Origin of the sequence: Paracoccus simplex, assembly GCF_042648325.1 — a bacterium.
GTDB classification, from domain to species: domain Bacteria; phylum Pseudomonadota; class Alphaproteobacteria; order Rhodobacterales; family Rhodobacteraceae; genus Paracoccus; species Paracoccus simplex.
This window is the reverse complement of sequence record NZ_JBHRXE010000020.1, coordinates 1-20196: the sequence shown is the minus strand read 5'-3', so window position 1 is coordinate 20196 and position 20196 is coordinate 1. Positions and strand designations below refer to the sequence as shown.

Genomic DNA, 20196 nt, shown 5'->3' with positions numbered 1-20196 from the left:
GTGGATGGCGGATTTGGCCCGTCACCTACCCCCGGAACGCGCCAAGGTCCAGCCGATCTGGATGGCCCGGCCCTGCAGATGGGCGGAAATCACCATCTGGCGCGACGGGCGCGGCTCGGCCAGCGCCCGGTCGAGCAGGCAGGACGCCTCGAGCCGCAGCTGGCCCACACCGTCATGGGCAAAGAGCCATTCATCGCCGGTGGGCAGGGTCAGCCGGATCTCCTGCCCCTGCTGGCGGGCCTGGACTTCGGGATGCAGGTGGAAGCGGATGTCGAAGGCCAGCCCCTCAGCCGGGCGGACCTGATCCAGCCGCGCCTGGGCGCTGGCATCCAGCGCCGCCAGCGAATCCTCGCCGCGCAGACCCATGCCGTCGGGGTCGAGCCACAATTCGCGCAGGTGGGTCAGCCCGTGGCTGGCCAGCCAGCCGTCATGGCCGGCCAGCAGATGCGCCGGTTGCGGGGAATGCATCGGGCCGCAATCCGGGGCGGTCAGGTTGCCCAAGGCATCGCAATCGCCGGCCCAGACCAGATCCGGCCGCTCGGTCAGGATGTCGGGCTCGCCCTCCTGCCGGTTCGGGTTCAGCCGCGAGGACGAGAGGCCGGCCAGGCACAGCGCCGAATGGCAGGGCGTGGCGCGGCTGGCCTTGGCCCAGAGCGGGCCGAAACCGTCGCCGGGGCCGCAATTCACGATCAGCGGCTGGCGCGCCACCGTCAGCTCGAAGGCCAGGGTCGAGGCATGGGCGCGCCCCGCCGCCGGGCCGCCGGGCGGCGGGGCGGCATCGAGGATCAGCGTGGTGCGGGCCCGGGCCATGCGGGCGAAACCCATGGCGAGGCCATGCGCCGGCAGCGCCGCGCCCTCGGCGGCGCGCAGGCAGCGGTCGAGCCGCCCCGCCGCGCCGCGCCCGCCGCCGTGAAAGCAGGGCAGCGCCCCGTCGGCATGGCGCAGGGCGCGCAGGATCGGCGCGATGCCGGCGATCATGGCGGGCAGTTCGGGCGGCGAATCCTGACCGGCCTCCTGCGCGACCTCCTGCGCCCAGACCAGCAGCGCCATCGCCTCCAGCAGCGTCTCGGGCGAGCGGGCCTCGGACAGGGTGTCGAGGCCCATGGCGTCGGCTTCTTCGGCCAGCGCGATCAGCGCCGGGGCGGCCACGGCCTGGCGGTCGCGCAGCGACATGGCGCCGATGGCCAGCCCGGCCAGCGCCTCGAGCCGGCACAGCCCGTCCTCGCTGTCATACCAGCTGTCGCGCAGGTGGTTCAGGTGCTGGTCGAGGGCGTGGAAATACGGCCCGGCCCCGTCGCGGTCGAGGCCGGGCAGGATCATCCCGGCATGGAAGATCCAGCGCAGCACCCGCCGCCCGGTGACCTCGGGCGCCCATTCCAGCGCCCCGGCGACTGGCTGGCGGTGGCGGCGCAGCCAGCGCAGGACGTGGTCCTGGGCGATGGCGCGGGCCCGTGGCGTGCCGACGGCGGCCAGGTCGTCGAGCCAGCCGAAGCCGTGCAGCTCGGCCGCCACCGTGGGCGGCAGGTCGGCGGCGAAGAAATCGCCCGACAGCGCGATGCCGCCCAGATGCAGCGCGCCGTCGACGATCTGCTCGCCGCGACCGGGATGGCCGATGGCCTTGGGTTCGGGGCGGCGCAGGAATCCCCGGGGGGCGACGGTGCTATCGGTCATGGACAACGCATTGACTTAGGACGCGCAACCTTAGGTCCGCCCGGCGGTTTTCCGCAAGCGCGCGATGAAGAACCCGTCCATACCGCCGCGTTCGGGCCACAGGTCCGGGCGCAGCCGCAGCCCGCCCTGCGCGGTGATCCAGCCGGGCTCGATGCCCGGGGCCTGCGGCGGCTCGACGGTCAGGTCGGGATGGCGGGCCAGCGCCGCGGCCAGCTGCTCCTCGCCCTCGGCCGGCAGCAGCGAGCAGGTGGCATAAACCAGCCGGCCGCCGGGCTTCAGCAGCGTAAGCGCATGGTCGAGCAGCCGGGCCTGCAATCCGGTCAGCTCGGTCAGCCCGGCGCCGTCGCGGATGCGCGGCAGTTCCGGATGGCGGCGGATGGTGCCGGTGGCCGAGCAGGGCGCATCCAGCAGCACCGCGTCCAGCGGCTGGTCGGGCCGCCAGTCCAGCGCATCCGCGGCGACCAGCCGGGCCGAAAGCCGGCAGCGGGAAAGGTTCTCGGCCACCCGGGCCAGGCGCGGCTGGGAAATGTCCAGCGCCGTGACCTCGGCCCCGGCGGCGGCGAGCTGCAGCGTCTTGCCGCCCGGCGCCGCGCAAAGATCGGCGATGCGCTCGCCCGGACGCGGGTCGAGCAGCCGCGCCGCCAGCGCCGCGGCGGCGTCCTGCACCCACCAGTCGCCCGCCTCATAGCCCGGCAGGGCCGAGACCTGGGTGCCGGCCGGCAGCCGGTACGAGCCGGTGGGCAGCGCCTCGCCGGGGCAATCCGCACCCTTCGGCGTCAGATCGAGCGGCGCGCCGGCCTCGTGCGCGGCCTCGATGGCGGCGGCCACCGCCTCGCCCCAGGCGGCGACCACGGGGCCGCGCAGCCAGGCCGGCAGCTTCTGCGGCGAAAGCCGCGCCCAGGGCTCGGCCGCGCCGGCCACCTTGCGCAGCACCGCGTTCACCATGCCGGCAGCGGCCTGGCCCTTTTGCCCCGAGGCCCGGGCCAGCGCCACGGCGGCATTGACCGCGCCATGCGGCGCCTCGGCCAAAGCCAGCATCTCGACGGTGGCGAGGCGCAGGATGCGCATGATCTCGGGGCGCGGCCGGCGGGCCAGCATCGGCGCCAGCAGCAGGTCGCAGCGGTCCTCGCGCCGCAGCACCTCGAGCGCCAGGCGCCGGGCGCGGGCGCGGTCGGGCGGCGGCAGCCGCTCGGTCAGTGCGGCGGCCTCGTCCAGGGTCGCGCCCTCGTCCACCGCGCCCAGCAGGCGCAGGGCGCCCATGCGTGCGCCGTGCTTGACCGTTTTGCCGCGTGCCTTGTCCAAAGCCTGCCCCTTGCCTAGATTGGTCCGGTCTAGCGCGAAGCAGGGGAAACCGCCATGACCGACCGCAAGGATCTGCCGCCCGCCGATCTGCCGCCCGCCGCGCAGCGCGCGCTGGCCGAGGCCGAGGAGCGCCGCCGCAAGGCGCAGCCGCTGGACCTGCCGGTCGAGCTGGGCGGCCGCGACGGGCCCGAGCCGGTGCGTTACGGCGATTACGAGAAGAAGGGCATCTGCGTCGATTTCTGAGCCGCCGCGCCCGGGCGCGCGGTCGTGCGGGTATTTGGAAAACGGTGAAGACCGGGCCTGCTGGCGAATCCGTGATCGCCGGAGCCGGTCTCGTTTACTTGCCATTGGGGTTTGGCGCCTAAACAATGCGGGCAACCACCAAACCGCAAGGGACGGCAGATGACCTCCGGGCAGGGGATTTTGAGATGCGCGGCGCTGGCGCTGCTTCTGGCGGCGCAGCCCTGGGGGCAGGCCGCGGCGCAGGGCCGGCCCGGGGGCCGCGGCGCCCCGGGCCCGACCGAGGTCGGGGTGATGACCACCGCCGAGGAGGACGTGCCCTATGCCGTCACCCTGCCCGGCCGCGCCATCGCCTATCAGCAGACCGGCATCCGGCCGCAGGTCGGCGGCGAGGTGCTGGAGATCCCCTATGATCCCGGCCGGCCGGTCAAGGCCGGCGATGTGCTGTTCCGGCTGGACCCCGAGACGCTGGCCGCGGCGCTGGCCGCCGCCGAGGCCGCCGTGGCCGGGGCCGAGGCCAGCCTGACCCAGGCGCAGAACACCGTCACCCGCTACCGGCGGCTGGAGGGCTCGGGCGTCTCGGCCGTGGACCGTGCCAATGCCGAGGTGGCCTTGAAACAGGCCGAGGCCGACCTGAAATCCGCGGAGGCCGCGCGGGATGCGGCGCGGCTGTCGCTGCAGCGCACCGAGATCACCAGCCCCATCGACGGGGTGCCGGACGTGGCCGCGATCTCGGTCGGCGATCTGGTCACCGCCAGCCAGTCCGAGGTGCTGACCACCATCACCCAGCTGGACCCGATCTATGTCGACGTGTCCGAATCCAGCGCCCGGATGCTGCGCAACCGCGAACGCGTCAATGCCGGGATGCTGGTCACCAATGGCGAGATGCAGGCCCGGCTGATCCTGGAAACCGGCGAGGAATATCGCGGCAGCGGCCGCATCGTCAGCCCCGGCATCTTCGTGTCGCCGACCACCGGCACGGTGCCGATCCGGCTGCAATTCGACAATCCCGACCGGATGATCCTGCCCGGCCAGTTCCTGCGCGTCGAGCTGACCATGGGCACCACCCGGGCGGTGCTGGTGCCGCAGCGCGCCACCCGGCGGGCCTCGGACGGCACACTGACCGCCTTCGTGGCGCGCGAGGGCAAGGCCCAGCAGGTCACGCTGAGCGAACAGGGCAGCTATCGCAACAGCTGGATCGTCACCCAGGGCATCAGCCCGGGCGAGCAGCTGATCCTGGACGGGCTGCAGGACCTGCGCGCCGGCGCCGAGGTCACCGCCGTTCCCGTCGCCATCGACGCCGAGGGCGTTGTGCGCGAGATCCCGGCCGGCGGACAGGGCTGATCCATGGCGCAATTCTTCATTCACCGCCCGGTCTTCGCCTGGGTGCTGGCCATCGTGACCATGCTGATCGGCGGCTGGTCGCTGATCGGGTTGCCGGTGTCGCAATATCCCGACATCGCCCCCACCACGATCCGCATCACCGCCAGCTATTCCGGGGCGACGGCGCGGGCGGTGCAGAATTCGGTCACCACACCGATCGAGGATGCGCTGACCGGGCTCGACGGGCTGCTCTACACCGTCTCCTTCTCTGCGACCGGGCGCAGCTCGATCGAGCTGACCTTCGACGACAGCGCCGATCCGGTCGATGCGCTGAACGAGGTGCAGTCCAAGGTCCGCTCGGTCGAGAGCCGGCTGCCGAGCCCGGTGCAGAACGACGGGGTTTCGGTCACGCGCACCTCGTCCTCGATCCTGATGGTGGGCTCGCTGGTCTCGACCACCGGGCAGCATTCCACCATCGAGCTGGGCAACCTGCTGGAACAGGTGGTGGAAGGCCCGGTCAAGCGCACCGAGGGCGTCGGCGGGGTCAATGTCTTCGGCTCGGGCTATGCGATGCGGGTCTGGATGGACCCGCTGCGGCTGGCGCAGTTCCAGCTGACCCCCACCGACATCACCACCGCCGTGGCGCAGCAGAACAGCACCGTCTCGGTCGGCAGCCTGGGCGAGCAGCCGGTGGTGCAGGGCCAGCAGTTCACCGCCACCATCACCGCGCAGAGCCAGCTGACCTCGGTGGACGACTTCCGCAACATCCTGCTGAAGACCGGCGAGGACGGGGCCGCGGTGCGGCTGGGCGACGTGGCCGAGGTCGAGATCGGCCAGACCCGCTATGGCCGCGATTCGCGCTTCAACGGCATGAACGCCTCGGGCTTCGCGGTGAACCTGGCCACCGGCGCCAATGCGGTCGAGACCGCGAATGCCGTGCGCGAGACCCTGGACGGGCTGAAGAACGCCCTGCCCGAGGGCGTCGAGGTGCATATCGCCTATGACACCGCGCCCTTCGTCGAGCTGTCGATCGAGAAGGTCTATCACACGCTGATCGAGGCCATCGCCCTGGTCTTCCTGGTGATCCTGCTGTTCCTGCAGAACTGGCGCGCGACGCTGATCCCGATCATCGCCATTCCCGTGGTGCTGCTGGGCACCTTCGCCATGCTGGCGGCGCTGGGATATTCGGTGAACACCCTGACCATGTTCGCCATGGTCCTGGCCATCGGCCTGCTGGTCGACGACGCCATCGTCGTGGTCGAGAACGTCGAGCGCATCATGGCAGAGGAAGGGCTCGACCCGGTCGGGGCGACGGAAAAGAGCATGGGCCAGATCAGCGGCGCGCTGATCGGCATCGCGCTGGTGCTGTCGGCGGTCTTCGTGCCGATGGGCTTCATGCCCGGTTCGACCGGGGTGATCTACCGGCAGTTCTCGGTCACCATCATCACCGCCATGGTGCTGTCGCTGCTGGTGGCGCTGATCCTGACCCCGGCGATGTGCGCCAGCCTGCTGCGCCAAAGCCACGGCCCGGTGCGCTTTGCCCCCGCCCGCTGGTTCAATGCCGGGTTCGAGCGCCTGACCGGGGGCTATTCCGCCAGCGTGCGGCGGACCCTGCGCCGGCCGCTGCTGGTCATGCTGCTGCTGGCGGCGATCGGCTTCGGCGCCACCGAACTGTTCGGGCGCATGCACACCACCTTCATTCCCAGCGAGGACCAGGGCGTGCTGCAATCGCGCATCTCGCTGACCGAGGGCTCGACCGCGCAGCAGACCGCCGCCGTGGTGCAGGAGATCGAGGACTACATGCTGACCGAGGAAAAGGACGCGGTCGAATCGGTCTTCGTCGCCATGGGCTTCGGCTTTTCGGGCAATTCGCAAAGCCGGGCCATGGTCTTCGTGAAACTGCGCGATTTCGACCAGCGCCAGGACCCGCGGCTTTCGGCCAGTGCCGTCGCCTCGCGCGCCAATGCGCGTTTCCAGGGCCACCGGGCGGGGCGGATCACCTTCATGCAGCCGCCCGCCATCCCGCGGCTGGGCAATTCGGCAGGCTTCAGCATGTATCTGCTCGACCAGACCGGCGGCGGGGTCGAGGCGCTGACCGAGGCCGCCGATGCGCTGGAACGCGCCGCCGCGCAGGACGCCCGGCTGCAAAACGTGGAAAGCGGCGGATCCGAGGACGAGGCGGCGCTGAAGATCGACATCGACCAGCAGAAGGCGGAAAGCCTGGGCGTCAGCCTGTCCGGCGTGAACGCCATGCTGTCGACGATCTTCGCCGGGACCGAGGTGAACGACTTCGCCCTGGGCGCGCAGCTGCGCCCGGTGGTCGTGCAGGCCGCCGCCGCCAATCGCATGCAGCCCGAGGATGTCGACAGCTGGTATGCGCGCAATTCCGATGGCGAAATGGTGCCGTTCAACGCCTTCATGACCACCCGCTGGGAGCCGGTGGAGCCCAGCCTGTCGCGCATGGACGGCATCGACGCCATCCAGATCGAGGGCCAGCCCGGCGAGAATGCCAGCTCGGGCGAGGCGATGACGGCGATGGAGGAGCTGGTGGCGCAGCTGCCGGGCGGCTACGGCACCGCCTGGACCGGGCTGTCCTATCAGGAGCGGCAGTCGGGCAACCAGGCGCCCTGGCTTTTCGCGCTGTCGGCGCTGGTGGTGTTCCTGTCGCTGGCCGCGCTTTACGAAAGCTGGTCGATCCCTTTCTCGGTCATGCTGGCGGTGCCGGTGGGGGTGCTGGGCGCGGTGGCGGCGGCGCTGACCTTCGGCCAGGCCAATGACGTCTATTTCAAGGTCGGCATCCTGACCACCATCGGCCTGGCCGCCAAGAACGCCATCCTGATCGTGGAATTCGCCCGCGACCTGGAACAGTCCGGACGGGCGACGGTCGAGGCCGCGACCCTTGCCGCCCGGCTGCGGCTGCGGCCGATCCTGATGACCTCGCTGGCCTTCATCCTGGGCGTGCTGCCCCTGGCCATCGCCACCGGGGCCGGGGCCGGGGCGCAGAATTCCATCGGCATCGGGGTGATGGGCGGCATGATCGCCGCGACCTTCCTTGGCATCTTCATGGTGCCGGCCTTCTACGTTACCGTGCGCCGACTGACCGATGGAAGGGCGCGAAGATGAATGACCACCCCAGACTGACCTCGCTGGCGCATGGCGGCGGCTGCGGCTGCAAGCTGGCGCCCTCGGTGCTGCGCGAATTGCTGGCGGGCGAGCCGCTGGCGGCGGCGTTCCCGCAGCTTCTGGTCGGGACCGAGACCTCGGACGACGCCGCCGTCTACCAGGTGGACGCGAACACCTGCGTCATCGCCACCACCGATTTCTTCATGCCGATGGTGGACGATCCGCGCGCCTTCGGCCGCATCGCCGCGACCAATGCGATTTCCGACATCTACGCCATGGGCGGCCGGCCGATCATGGCGCTGGCGATCCTGGGCATGCCCATCGACAAGCTCGCCCCGGCGCAGATCCGCGAGATCCTCGAGGGCGGGCGCGAGATCTGCCATCAGGCCGGCATTCCCGTCGCCGGCGGCCATTCCATCGACGCGCCCGAGCCGATCTACGGCCTGGCGGTGATCGGCCTTTGCCACCCGTCCGAACTGCGCCGCAACGCCGATGCGCGGCCGGGCGACGCGCTGATCCTGACCAAGGGTCTGGGCGTCGGCATCTATTCCGCCGCCATCAAGAAGGGCGCGCTGGACCAGGCCGGCATCGACGAGATGGTCGCCTCGGCCACCACGCTGAACAAGGTCGGCGTCGATCTGGCCAAGCGGGCCGATGTTCATGCCCTGACCGACGTCACCGGCTTCGGCATCCTTGGCCACGGCCTGGAGATCGCCCGGGGCGCCGGGCTGCGGCTGCGGCTGCGGCTGGCGGACCTGCCGCTCTTGTCGCGCGCGGCCGAGCTGGCCGAGGCCGGCTTTGCCACCGGCGCCTCGACCCGCAACTGGGCCGCCTACGGTGCCGAGGTGGCGCTGCCTGTCGGCCTGCCCGACTGGCGGCGGGCGCTGCTGACCGACCCGCAGACCTCGGGCGGGCTTCTGGTCGCCTGCGCGCCCGAGGCGGCGGCCGAGGTGCTGGACCTGATCCGCGCCGCCGGCTTCCCCCTGGCCGCCGTCATCGGCCGGGCGGAAGCCGGAGCAGCGGGGATCTCGGTCGAATGACCGCCCGGCCGGGTTCCGGCGCTTGGCCGCCCGGCCCGGCGCGGCCCGTCCCCTTCTGCGGCCTGCGGCCACATCCTCGCGTCCATGGCGTCGGGCGCCGTTGCTCACTCCGGATTTTCATGGCAAGAGGTTCCCGTAGCCAACCGAGAGCAGGGTTCGCAGAATGACCGATTTCGCGCAGCGACGCACCATGATGGTCGACACTCAGGTCCGTCCGAACGAAGTGACCAGCTATCCCGTGATCGAGGCGATGCTGTCCGTCCCGCGCGAGCAGTTCGTCCCCGATGCCCGCCGCGACGTCGCTTATGTGGGCAACAACGTCGCCATCGCGCCCGGCCGCGTGCTGCTTGAGCCGCGGACGCTGGGCAAGATGCTGGACGTGCTGAACCTGCAGGGCGGCGACCTGGTGCTGGATGTGGGCTGCGGCTACGGCTACACGGCCGCTGTCATCGCCCGCATCGCCGAAGCGGTGGTCGCGGTCGAGGAGGATGCCGGCATGGCCGCCGAGGCCGAGAGCCGGCTGGCGGCGCAGGACGTCTTCAGCGTCGCCGTGGTCAAGGCCGCGCTGGCCGAGGGCTGCCCCGGCCAGGCCCCCTATGACGCCATCCTGATCGAGGGCGCCGTCGAGGAAGTGCCGCAGGCCCTGATCGACCAGCTGCGCGAGGGCGGCCGCATCGTCGCCCTGTTCCGCGAGGACAATCTCGGCACCGTGCGTCTGGGCCACAAGCTGGACGGGCGGGTCAACTGGCGCTTCGCCTTCAATGCCGCTGCCCCGGTGCTGCCGGGATTCGCGCGGCAAAGGGGCTTCGTCTTGTGAATTCCGACAGGAAAGGCCAAGGGATGTTTCGCAATACGCTGAGAACACTGCGGCGACCGCTGATCGCGGCGCTGCTCGCGGGTGCGACGGCCCTTCCGGCCGGGGCCGAGACGCTGGCCGATGCCATGGTGGCCGCCTATCGCCATTCGGCGCTGCTCGACCAGAACCGCGCCGTGCTGCGCGCCGCGGACGAGGATGCGGCGACGGCGCTGGCCCAGCTGCGCCCGGTGATCCAATGGGTGGCCGAACACAGTTTCCAGAAGATCGAAGACCGCATCGGCCGCTCGACCAGCATCGGGCTGCAGGCGCAGATCACGCTTTACGACTGGGGCCGCAACGCCATCGCCATCGACGCCGCCAAGGAAACCGTGCTGGCCACCCGCGCCGCCCTGGTCGGGGTCGAACAGGACGTGCTGCTGACCGCGGTCCAGGCCTATCTGGAAGTGCGCAGCGCCACCGAACAGGTCGATCTGCAGGCCAATTCCGTGCGGGTGATCGGGCAGGAGCAGCAGGCCGCCTCGGATCGTTTCGAGGTCGGCGAGATCACCCAGACCGACGTGTCGCAGGCCGATGCCGCCCTGGCAGCCGCCCGCGCCAGCCTGGCCGCCGCCCAGGGCAATCTGGAAGTGGCGCGCGAGACCTATCGCGCCGCCACCGGCCAGGCGCCCGGCACGCTGTCGCCGCCGCCGGCGACGCCCAAGCTGCCCGCCTCGCTCGAGGCCGCGCGGCAGATCGGCCAGCGCAGCCATCCGGCCATCCACAGGGCGCAACGCCTGGCCGCCGCGGCCGAACTGGGCGTCGCCGCCGCCGCGGCCGAGCGCAATCCGACCCTGACCGGCCAGGCCAGCATCGGCCGTTCGCGCGAGCTTTCGGTCAATTCTGTTTCCGGCGACGCGCAAACGGTGGACAGCAGCGGCCTGTCGCTGAGCCTGTCGCAGACGATCTATTCCGGCGGCCGGCTGCCCGCCGCGCATCGCAAGGCCATGGCGCAGCGCGATCAGGCCCGCGCCGGGCTTCTGGACGTGTCGCGCCAGGTCGACGAGGCGGTCGGCAAGGCCTGGGCGGGAATCGACGTGGCCCGGGCCCAGATCCGCGCCATCGACGAGCAGATCGTCGCCGCGCAGCAGGCCTACGAAGGCGTGCGCGAGGAAGCGACGCTGGGCGCGCGCACCACGCTGGACGTGCTTGATGCCGAACAATCGCTGCTGGAGGCGCGGGCCGACAAAATCTCTGCAGAGGCCAATCTGCAGTTAGCACATTATCAACTTCTGGCTGCTATGGGTTTGTTGACGGTGGAAAACCTGAAACTGGGGATACCGACCTATGACCCATCGGCCTATTACAATGCGGTGCAGGACGCACCCTATACCAGCAGGCAGGGCGAAAGCCTCGACCGCGTGTTGCGCGCGATCGGGAGGGACTGACCCCGCCCCGAACCCGGGGGCGCGTCATGCAGCATGACATGATGCGCCATCCGCCCCCTCCGCCCACGGAGAATGTCGGCGATGTGCTGGCCTCGATCCGCCGGCTGATCGCGCAGGATGACGGCGGCTGCCGCATCCCCGACCAGGCGCTGAACGCGCTGCCGGTGCGGGAATCGCCGCGGATCGAACCGGTGCTGACGGCACGCCGGGCGCCGCCGCAGAACACCCCTCTGATCCTTGACAGCAGCGATCTCGTCGATGCGCCGGTGCAAGCCGGCCCGCATCCCGAGGCACTTGCGCCGCCCGCGCCCGCGGTCCCGGCAGAGCCGGCGCCGCACCCGTTCGGCGACTGGCTGATCATGCCGCTGGACGGCCAGGCCGATTCGGCCCCGGCCCAACCTGGCGGCACCACTCCCGACCCCGACCCCGGCGCCGATCTTGCGCCGATCCAGATCCAGCCCTTCGGGCCCTTCCTGCAAGAGCCCGCCCCCACGAACGCGCAAATGGAGGAAACCATGCTGCATGCGAATGCTTCCGTGACCCCGATCAATCCCCTGGCCGAGGCCCATGCCGCCGCCGAGGCCCTCAGCCGCGAGACCGAGCCGCATCTGTTCGCCCCGCAGGAAAAAGGTGCCCAGAAGGGCACGCATCTGCGCGGCATGATCCGCGAAGCCATCCGCCAGGAACTTCAGGGCGAGATCGGCACCCGCCTGAGCCGCAACCTGCAGCAGATGATCCGCCACGAGATCGAGCTGGCGCTGCGGCAGATGTGCGAACAGGACTGACGGCGACCGCCTCCACACCCTCCGACGGCAAGGATTGCGGCCCCTGCGGCCTGCCGGCCTGCGGCGGAACGGCCCGCGCAAGGCCGCCACCGGCCGGGCCGGGCGTCAGTTCAGGTATTTCTCGGGATCGACGCTGTCGAAACCGTTGCGGACCTCGAAATGCACCACGCCCTGGCTGCGCACCTTGCCCAGGGCCGTGCCGGCGCTGACCGACTGGCCCTTGCTGACCGCCACATTCTCAAGGCCGGCATAGACCGTCATCAGGTTGCCGTCGTGCCGCACGACGATGATCGGCACCCCGTCCGTGTCGCGGGTGATCGCGGCAACGGTGCCCGAGCCGGCCGCGGCGACCGGGCTGCCGGCGGCGGCCGAGATGTCGATGCCGTCGTTCTTGCCCTTCTGATAGGTGCGGATGATGGCGCCGCTGGCCGGCATCCGGAACCGGCCGTTGCCCGAGGCGGCGGTGCGGGTCTTGCCCAGGTCCGGGCTGGCGGGCTTGTCCACCGGGCTGCTGGCCGGCTTCGTCTGCTCCTTCGGCAGCGGCTCGGCCGAGGAGGGCGGGCGTGGCGTCGGGCTGCCGGCGCCGGGCGCGGTGACGACGGCGGTCGCCGAGCGTGTCTGGCCGGCGACGGGGATCAGCAGCCTCTGGCCGGTGCGCAGGGTCATGCCGGAAGACAGCCCGTTCCACTGCGCCAGGTCGTTGACCGAGATATTGTACTTGCGGGCGATGGACCAGGCGGTCTCGCCGGCGGCGACGACATGCTGCCGGGGCTGGCTCGCGGCCGGCAGGGTCTTGGCCGTCACCGCACCGGCAGCGCCAGCGGCCGGCGGCAGGTTCGGCTGCTTGATGCCCTGGCCGGCGAAGGGATCGCTGACCTGTCCGGTCGAGGAGGTGATGGGCGCCGTCCCGGCCGGGGCACCGGCCGCCACCCGGCGCGGCAGGGCGACGACCGCGCCGGGATTCAGCACGGTGTTGGCGTTGATGGCGTTGTAGCTTGCCAGCTCGCCGGCATTCAGGCCCAGCCGGGCGGCGATGGTGGCGACCGTATCGCCCTGCCGGGCGATGGCGACCTGGTAGCCGGGATAGGAGATGACGCCGCGCTGGTCCGGCACCGGGCGCGGTGCGGCGCGCGCCGCCGCCCCGGCCGTGTCCAGCCCGCCGCCGCCCCAGCCGCGCAGGTCGGGGTCGAAATTGCTGAAATCGAGGCCGCCCTGCGGTCCGCAGGACGCCAGAATCGCCGCAGCGCCGGCGGTCAAGGCCAACTGCCTGATCTTGATCATCTGCCCGTTCCTCACTCTGGACGGCCGGGGGTCATGTCTGTCCCAACCCCTCGACCAGCGGCACGAAGCGCACCTGCCGCAATTCGTCGTAATCATAGCCGTTTTCGCCGCGCCGCACGCGGATCAGCGTCTGCACTGCGTCCGACTGCCCGACCGGCACCACCATGATACCGCCGATCTTCAGCTGCGCCAAGAGCGGGCCCGGCGGATCCTCGGCCGCCGCCGTCACCATGATGCGATCGAAGGGCGCCTGTTCGGGCAGCCCGCGCGAGCCGTCGGCGACCAGGGCGGTGATGTTGGTCAGGCCCAGGTCGCGAAACAGCGCCTCGGCCTCGGCCACCAGCCGGCGGTGGCGGTCGATGGTATAGACCCGCCGGCAGAGCAGCGACAGGATCGCCGCCTGGTAGCCCGAGCCGGTGCCGATCTCCAGCACCTTGTCGCGCGGCCCGACCTCCAGCGCCTGGGTCATCAGCCCCACGACCGAGGGCTGGCTGATGGTCTGGCCGCAGGGAATGGGCAGCGGCGTGTCGTCATAGGCGCGGTCCTCGAAATGGCCGCGGACGAATTCGCCGCGGTCGATGCGCTCCATCGCCTCGAGCACGCGCGGATCGGTGACCCCGCGCTGCCGCAGCGCGAACAGGAAGCGCATCTTGCGTTCGGCAGTCTCGGGATCGTCGCTCATGCCCAGGTTCAGCCCTCCTCCAGCACGCCGCGCAGTTCGGCCAGGGTCTTGTGACAGGTCAGGTCCGGCCGCATCGGCGTCAGCGAGATATAGTCGCGCATATTCGCGTCCACGTCACTCTCTGGCGTGGCCTGCGCCGTCTGCGAGCCGCCCAGCACCCACAGGAACCGCCGGCCGTTCGGCGCGTGATAGGGCTCGACCTCGAAGCGCACGCCCTGGCGGCGGCCCTGGGGGGCGACGCGCGTGCCCTTGACCGAACCGGCGTCGCAGGGCGGGAAGTTCAGGTTGTAGAACAGCCGGAAATCCTCGTCCGAGGTCCAGTCGCCATATTCCAGCAACTGCCGGATTAGCCGCGGTCCATGCGCGCGCGCCGCCTGGAACGGATCGTCCAGCACGGCGGTGCGGCTGCCCATGTATTGCGACAGGGCGATGGCCGGCAGGCCCTGCAGCGCCGCCTCCATGGCGCCGCCGACGGTGCCGGAATACATCACGTTCTCGCCCGAATTGTTGCCGCGGTTCACGCCCGACAGCACCAGGTCGGGCGGATTGTCCCGCATCACGTCGGCGATGGCGGCCAGCACGCAATCGGCCGGCGTGCCCTCGGCGGCGAAGCGGCGCGGCCCCAGCTCGGCGATCAGCGTCGGGTGGACGTAGCTGATGCAATGCGCGACGCCCGATTGCTCGAAGGCCGGGGCGACGGTCCAGACCTCGCCCTCCGGGCCCGCGACCTCGGCCGCGATCGCCTCGAGCGTTTCGAGGCCCGGCGCGTTGATGCCGTCGTCATTGGTGATCAGAATGCGCATGTTCGTCCCTGTGCGGCCCGAGGCCGGCGGCCCCATGCCGCCCGCATCATCGCCGGTTATCCGCCCGTGACACAATGCTTATCCGCGCCACGGCCCTGCGACAACCCGCTGGAGGCGGCATCGCAGCGTTTGACGCGCGGCGCCGGCCGGGGCAGGATCGGATCAGGCAGAAGGCCGGGCAGGACATGCAGATCTATCTTCCGATCGCCGAGGTGGTGGTCAATGGTTTCACCCTGGTCGGGCTCGGCGGCATCGTCGGCCTGATGTCGGGCCTGTTCGGCGTCGGCGGCGGCTTCCTGATCACGCCGCTGCTGTTCTTCATCGGCATTCCGCCCGCCATCGCCGTGGCCACCGGCGCGAACCAGGTCGTGGCCTCGTCGGTGTCGGGCGTGCTGGCGCATGTCAAGCGCAAGACCGTCGACTTCCGCATGGGCTGGGTGCTGCTGGCCGGCGGCCTCGTCGGCTCGTCGGCGGGGGTGCTGCTGTTCAACCTGCTGTCGCGGCTGGGCCAGGTCGATCTGGTGGTGCAGCTTTGCTATGTCGTCTTCCTGGGTCTGATCGGCGCGATGATGCTGCAGGAGAGCCTGCGGGCGCTGCGCCGCCATCACCGCAGCGGCCCGATCAAGCCGATGCGCCGCCACCAGCACGGCTGGGTGCACAAATGGCCGATGAAGATGAAGTTCCGCGCCTCGGGGCTTTACATCAGCGCCATCCCGGTGCTGCTGGTCGGGGCGGCGGTGGGGGTGCTGGGCGCGATCATGGGCGTCGGCGGCGGCTTCATCATGGTGCCGGCGATGATCTACCTGCTCGGCATGCCGACCAAGGTGGTCATCGGCACCTCGCTGTTCCAGATCACCTTTCTGTCGGCCTATACCACGCTGATGCATGCCGTCTCGTCGAACACGGTGGACGTGATGCTGGCGGTGCTGCTGATCGTCGGCGGCGTCACCGGGGCGCAGATCGGCACGCATCTGGGCGCGCGGCTGCGGGCCGAGCAGCTGCGCATTCTGCTGGCGCTGCTGGTGCTGGCGGTCTGCGGCAAGCTGGCGCTGGACCTGTTCCTGCGGCCCGACGACCTTTATTCGATCACGCCGGGGGTGCTGAAATGACCCGGCGCCGGTGGATGTTGCTGCCCATCCTGCTGCTTCCGATCCTGCTGATGCCGGGCCTGCCGGCAGAGGCCCAAACCCGCCCGCCGCCGCCGCACACGCCGACCCCGCCGCCGGCCGAGCAGATCGTCGCCGGCCTGTCGCGCGACGACGTGGACATCACCACCAGCTTCGACGGTTCCGAGATCATCATCTACGGCGCCATCAAGCGCGAGAAGCCGTTCCCGCCGGGCGAGCCGCTGGACGTGATCGTCGCGGTCGAAGGCCCGGCCCGCGCCGTCACCGTGCGTCACAAGGAACGCCGGCTGGGCATCTGGGTGAATACCGGCCGGGTCAGCATCGGCTCGGCCCCGACTTTCTATGTCGTCGCCACCACCCGGCCGCTGGACAAGATCCTGAAGCCCGAGCTGGACCAGCGCTTCCGCATCTCGATCCCGCTGGCCATGCGCGCCTTTGCCGGCAAGAGCGAGGTGGCCGACGTGGTGCCCTATACCGAGGCCTTCGTGCGCCTGCGCCAGGAATCCGAGCTTTACCGCCAGGATGACGGCGCGGTGCTGCTGGCCGAGCAGACGCTGTTCCGCGCCGATGTGCGCCTACCCGCCAACCTGATCGAGGGCTTCTACAGCACCCGCATCTTCCTGATGCGGAACGGCGAGATCATCGACAGCTTCCGCGCCCCCATCGAGGTGCGCAAGGTCGGGCTGGAGCGCTGGCTCTATCGCCTGGCGCTGGACCAGCCCTTTCTTTACGGCATCATGTCGCTGGCCATCGCCGTGGCCGCCGGCTGGGGCTCCTCGGCCGCCTTCCGGCTGATCAAGCGGCCCTGAGACCGGGCGCGGGCCCTGACCGGGCCGCTTCAGGGCGAGAGCGCGCCGCGGCGGAACGGCCCCATCTCGGCCAGCAGCGCCAGTTCCTCGCCCACCGCGGCGCGCTCGCGCTCCAGGTAATCGGTGATCGCCCGGTGGAAGCCCTCGTCGCGCACCCAATGCAGCGAATGGGTCTGGGTGGGCAGGTAGCCGCGGGCCAGCTTGTGTTCGCCCTGCGCGCCGGCCTCGACGCGCGGGATGCCTTGGGCGATGGCCCAGTCGATGGCGCGGTGATAGCACAGCTCGAAATGCAGGAAGGGGTGGTCTTCGGTGCAGCCCCAATAGCGGCCGTAAAGCGCCTCGCGGCCGATCAGGTTCAGCGCCCCGGCGACGGGGCGGCCGTCGCGCTCGGCCAGGACCAGCAGGCAATCGTCGCGCATAGTCTGGTGCAGGATGTCGAAGAAGGCGCGGGTCAGGTAGGGCCGGCCCCATTTGCGCCCGCCGGTGTCCTGGTAGAAGGTCCAGAAGGCGTCCCAATGCGCGGGCCGGATCTGGTCGCCGGTCAGGCTGCGGATGGAACCGCCAAAGGCCTGGGCGCGCTCGCGCTCCTTGCGGATCGCCTTGCGTTTGCGCGCGGACAACTGGGCCAGGAAATCCTCGAAACTGCCATAGCCGCGGTTCAGCCAGTGGAACTGCTCGCTGGCGCGGGGCAGGAAGCCCGCCGCCTCGCCCAGCCGCGCCTCGGCCTCGGTGCAGAAGGTGACATGGGCGCCCGACAGGCCCGATTGCCGCGCCACCTGCGCCATGGCCTGCAACAGCGCCGCCTGCACCTGCGGCTCGGCGGCGATCAGCCGCGGCCCGCTGGCCGGGGTAAAGGGCACCGCGCATTGCAGCTTGGGGTAATAGCGCCCGCCCGCCCGCTCATAGGCCTGCGCCCAGGCATGGTCGAAGATGTACTCGCCCTGGCTGTGGGTCTTGAGATAGCAGGGCGCGACCCCCGCCACCTGCCCGTCCAGCCGCGCCACCAGATGGCTGGGATGCCAGCCCGTGCCCTCGCCGACCGAGCCGGAGGCCTCCAGCGCCGACAGGAAGCGATGCGTGGTGAAGGGATTGCCCCCGGCCCCGCAGCCGTCCCAAAGGGCGGCGTCGATGCCGGAAATCGCGGGCAGGACGGAAACGGTCAGTTCGCTCATGCAGCGAAACATAGGCACGCCGCCCGGCTTTGTCAGCGGGCGGCGGCAAGCGGGGCGTCAGGGCGTCGCGGGCAGGTAATGCTCGAAGGTGATATTGTCGGCCACGCGCCGGGCCTCGACCTCCTCGGCGGGCGAGCGCACCGTCCAGCACAGCACCGGCACGCCGCGCGCCTTCAGCGCCGCCACCGCCGGGTTCCGCAGATCCTTGCGGTCATGCGAGACGAAGGCGGCGCCGACGCGGTCGAAATCCGCGATCGCCGCCAGATGCGCGCGGGCGGGTTCGTCCAGCATCGGCCAATCCCCGGCCTGATAGCCGCAGGTGGTCAGCCCCACCGTCACCCCCGGCGCCGCAGCATGGAAGGCCGCGACGCTGTGCGGGTTGAAGGACATCACCGCCACCGGACCGTCATAGCCGGAAAGCAGCCGCGCCACGCCGTCCTGCAGGTCGCCCACCTCGGCCGAGGAACGCAGGCTCTGGTCCTTGATCTCGATCAGCAGCGGCACCCGGCCCGCGACCTCGTCCAAGAGTTCGGCGAGCGTCGGGATCTGCTCCTCCGTGCCCATGATGCGCAGCATCGAGAGCGCGTCGATGCCCAGGGCGCTGACCAGCCCCTCGGCCCCGGTCAGGCGCGGCAGGTCGTCGTCGTGAAACACCAGCGCCGCGCCGTCCGCGGCGCGCTGGATGTCGCATTCGATGCCGTAGCCGGCGGCGATGGCGGCGCGGAATGCCGCCATGCTGTTTTCCGGCACGCCCGGCCCGTGCAGCCCGCGATGGGCGATGGGCAGGCGCAGGAAATCCGGATGCAGCGCCATCATTCGATCTCGAACACCGCCTCGATCTCGACCGCGACGCCGCGCGGCAGGGCCGGGGCCGAGACGGCGGCGCGGGCATGGCGGCCCTTGTCGCCGAACACCTCGACCATCAGGTTCGAACAGCCGTTGACCACCTCGGGCTGGTCGGTGAATTCGGCGGTCGAGTTCACGAAACCGCCCAGCTTCACCACCCGCTTCACCCGGTCGAGCGATCCCAGCGCCGCCCGCGCCTGCGCCAGCAGCGCCAGGCCGCAGCCGCGCGCCGCCTCGGCGCCGTCCTCGACGGCAAGATCGGCACCCAGCTTGCCCTTCAGCGCGCTGATCTGGCCGGAAACGAACAGCAGGTTGCCCGAGATCACATAGGGCACGTAATTCGCCGCCGGCGCCGGCGCGTCGGGCAGCGTGATCCCCAGCTCTGCCAGTTTCGTCTCGATGGTCATCGCATCCTCCTACCAGTCGATGAATTCGCGGAAATCGCTCAGCACGATGCGCCAGGTGTCCAGCGCATCCTCGAAATTCTTGCGTCCGATGCCCTCGCCGGCAAGCCCGATATCCATCTCGACGAAGGGGTCGCCGGTCTCGTCCAGATAGACCTTGCCGAAGCGCTTGTCGCGGTTCCACTGGTTGACCTGCTCGGTGGTCATCGGCGCGTCCAGGTCGAAGCCGGCCGAGAACTGGATCGAGGCGCAGGTCTTCTCGCATTGGTAGAAATAGACCGAGAAATGCGTGCCGTCGATGCGGCTGTCGATCAGCGGATCGCCCGCGGCATCGGTGCTGGGCTCGGCCGGCAAACCGAAATCCATCATCATCAGGCGGATCACCTCGGGGTCGCCGACGACCTGCGCCTGCGCGGCGGGCGCCTGGATCAGCGCCGCCAATACCAGGGGAACCAGGGTTCGCATCATCTTCTCCGTCACGGAATCGCGCGCTGATTACCGCTTTGCGCGTCAGGCCACCAGAGCCTCCGCGCGTTTCAGGTCGACGCTGACCAATTGGCTCACGCCCTGCTCGACCATGGTGACGCCGAACAGCCGATCCATGCGCGCCATGGTGACGGCATGGTGGGTGATCACAAGGAAGCGGGTGTCGGTGCGCCGGGTCATCTCGTCCAGCAGGTCGCAGAAGCGGGTGACATTGGCGTCGTCCAGGGGCGCGTCCACCTCGTCCAGCACGCAGATCGGCGCCGGGTTGGCCAGGAAGACCGCGAAGATCAGCGCCAGCGCCGTCAGCGTCTGCTCGCCCCCCGACAGCAGGCTGAGCGTCGAGAGCTTTTTCCCCGGCGGCTGGCACATGATCTCCAGCCCGGCCTCAAGCGGATCGTCGGATTCGACCAGCACCAGCCGCGCCTCGCCGCCGCCGAACAGATGCGTGAACAGCGTGGTGAAATTGGCGTTCACCGTGTCGAAGGCGGCCAGCAGCCGCTCGCGGCCCTCGCGGTTCAGGCTGCCGATGCCCTGGCGCAGCTTGCGGATCGCCTCGGTCAGGTCTTCCTTTTCGCTGGCCAGCCGGTCGCGCTCGGTCTCCAGCTCGCGCTTGTCCTCGTCGGCGCGCAGGTTGACCGCCCCCAGTGCGTCGCGGCTGTGGCGCAGCCGGGCGATCTGCTCCTCCAGCGCCTCGGCGGCGATCTCCTCGACCTCGCCCAGCGCCTCCAGCAGCGCCTCGGGCGTGGCCTCAAGCTCCTCGTGGATGCGCAGGCGGGCCGCGGATTCGGCCTCGGTGGCGGCTTCGCCGCGGGCCTCGCGGGCGGCGCGGGTCTCGCGCGCGTCGGAGGCGGCGCGCTCGGC

General features: G+C 70.5%; 18 protein-coding genes and 1 pseudogene. 9 read left to right on the top strand and 10 right to left on the bottom strand.

Annotated features, from left to right (window positions below):
• Positions 1–21 precede the first annotated feature (21 nt).
• On the bottom strand, positions 22–1671 hold the full coding sequence (locus ACFOMP_RS09010; protein WP_379029668.1) for a heparinase II/III family protein: 1650 nt from the start codon (positions 1669–1671) through the stop codon (positions 22–24).
• A gap of 30 nt (positions 1672–1701) precedes the next feature.
• Complete coding sequence (locus tag ACFOMP_RS09005) at positions 1702–2931, bottom strand: RsmB/NOP family class I SAM-dependent RNA methyltransferase (protein ID WP_379029888.1); 1230 nt, start codon at positions 2929–2931, stop codon at positions 1702–1704.
• A gap of 96 nt (positions 2932–3027) precedes the next feature.
• Here ACFOMP_RS09005 and ACFOMP_RS09000 point away from each other — a divergent pair, with 96 nt between their 5' ends.
• The 7 genes from ACFOMP_RS09000 (at position 3028) to ACFOMP_RS08970 (ending at position 11725) form a co-directional block, all read left to right on the top strand.
• Positions 3028–3216 (top strand): DUF1674 domain-containing protein, encoded by a 189-nt coding sequence (locus tag ACFOMP_RS09000; RefSeq protein WP_289894535.1) that lies wholly within the window; start codon positions 3028–3030, stop codon positions 3214–3216.
• A gap of 159 nt (positions 3217–3375) precedes the next feature.
• Positions 3376–4557: an efflux RND transporter periplasmic adaptor subunit gene (locus tag ACFOMP_RS08995; RefSeq protein WP_379029665.1), complete on the top strand. Its 1182-nt coding sequence runs from the start codon at positions 3376–3378 to the stop codon at positions 4555–4557.
• A gap of 3 nt (positions 4558–4560) precedes the next feature.
• The gene (locus ACFOMP_RS08990) at positions 4561–7659 is read left to right on the top strand and encodes an efflux RND transporter permease subunit (RefSeq protein WP_379029662.1); all 3099 of its coding nucleotides are present in this window, start codon (positions 4561–4563) and stop codon (positions 7657–7659) included.
• Positions 7656–8699, top strand: coding sequence for a selenide, water dikinase SelD (gene selD / locus ACFOMP_RS08985; RefSeq protein ID WP_379029659.1), 1044 nt, complete (start codon positions 7656–7658; stop codon positions 8697–8699). The genes ACFOMP_RS08990 and selD overlap by 4 nt, the downstream gene beginning before the upstream one ends.
• A 163-nt stretch (positions 8700–8862) precedes the next feature.
• Complete coding sequence (locus ACFOMP_RS08980) at positions 8863–9516, top strand: protein-L-isoaspartate O-methyltransferase family protein (protein ID WP_289894539.1); 654 nt, start codon at positions 8863–8865, stop codon at positions 9514–9516.
• Between the two features lie 23 nt (positions 9517–9539).
• Complete coding sequence (locus ACFOMP_RS08975; RefSeq protein ID WP_379029656.1) at positions 9540–10940, top strand: TolC family outer membrane protein; 1401 nt, start codon at positions 9540–9542, stop codon at positions 10938–10940.
• Positions 10941–10966: 26 nt separating this feature from the next.
• Entirely contained in the window at positions 10967–11725 is a 759-nt protein-coding gene (locus ACFOMP_RS08970; RefSeq protein WP_379029653.1) for a hypothetical protein, read from the top strand.
• Positions 11726–11830: 105 nt separating this feature from the next.
• Here the strand turns inward: ACFOMP_RS08970 and ACFOMP_RS08965 are convergent, their stop codons facing one another.
• The 3 genes from ACFOMP_RS08965 to surE are packed head-to-tail and all read right to left on the bottom strand — an operon-like array spanning position 11831 to position 14491.
• Positions 11831–13006 (bottom strand): LysM peptidoglycan-binding domain-containing protein, encoded by a 1176-nt coding sequence (locus tag ACFOMP_RS08965; protein ID WP_379029650.1) that lies wholly within the window; start codon positions 13004–13006, stop codon positions 11831–11833.
• Between the two features lie 31 nt (positions 13007–13037).
• Entirely contained in the window at positions 13038–13688 is a 651-nt protein-coding gene (locus tag ACFOMP_RS08960) for a protein-L-isoaspartate(D-aspartate) O-methyltransferase (protein ID WP_199261933.1), read from the bottom strand.
• Between the two features lie 8 nt (positions 13689–13696).
• Entirely contained in the window at positions 13697–14491 is a 795-nt protein-coding gene (surE, locus tag ACFOMP_RS08955; RefSeq protein WP_289894543.1) for a 5'/3'-nucleotidase SurE, read from the bottom strand.
• A gap of 185 nt (positions 14492–14676) precedes the next feature.
• Here surE and ACFOMP_RS08950 point away from each other — a divergent pair, with 185 nt between their 5' ends.
• Together ACFOMP_RS08950 and ACFOMP_RS08945 are read left to right on the top strand one after the other, a co-directional pair.
• On the top strand, positions 14677–15600 hold the full coding sequence (locus ACFOMP_RS08950) for a sulfite exporter TauE/SafE family protein (protein WP_289894544.1): 924 nt from the start codon (positions 14677–14679) through the stop codon (positions 15598–15600).
• Positions 15601–15614: 14 nt separating this feature from the next.
• On the top strand, positions 15615–16427 hold the full coding sequence (locus ACFOMP_RS08945) for a TIGR02186 family protein (RefSeq protein WP_379029646.1): 813 nt from the start codon (positions 15615–15617) through the stop codon (positions 16425–16427).
• A gap of 29 nt (positions 16428–16456) precedes the next feature.
• Here the strand turns inward: ACFOMP_RS08945 and ACFOMP_RS08940 are convergent, their stop codons facing one another.
• From ACFOMP_RS08940 to ACFOMP_RS08920, 5 genes and pseudogenes are all read right to left on the bottom strand, one after another.
• Positions 16457–17599: a GNAT family N-acetyltransferase gene (locus ACFOMP_RS08940; protein ID WP_379029643.1), complete on the bottom strand. Its 1143-nt coding sequence runs from the start codon at positions 17597–17599 to the stop codon at positions 16457–16459.
• Between the two features lie 57 nt (positions 17600–17656).
• On the bottom strand, positions 17657–18412 hold the full coding sequence (locus ACFOMP_RS08935) for a glycerophosphodiester phosphodiesterase family protein (protein WP_379029885.1): 756 nt from the start codon (positions 18410–18412) through the stop codon (positions 17657–17659).
• The gene (locus tag ACFOMP_RS08930; RefSeq protein WP_379029640.1) at positions 18412–18852 is read right to left on the bottom strand and encodes a RidA family protein; all 441 of its coding nucleotides are present in this window, start codon (positions 18850–18852) and stop codon (positions 18412–18414) included. The genes ACFOMP_RS08935 and ACFOMP_RS08930 overlap by 1 nt, the downstream gene beginning before the upstream one ends.
• A 9-nt stretch (positions 18853–18861) precedes the next feature.
• Complete coding sequence (locus ACFOMP_RS08925; RefSeq protein WP_019353315.1) at positions 18862–19317, bottom strand: YbjN domain-containing protein; 456 nt, start codon at positions 19315–19317, stop codon at positions 18862–18864.
• A gap of 42 nt (positions 19318–19359) precedes the next feature.
• Positions 19360–20196: pseudogene (locus ACFOMP_RS08920) on the bottom strand (chromosome segregation protein SMC); the annotation flags it as partial.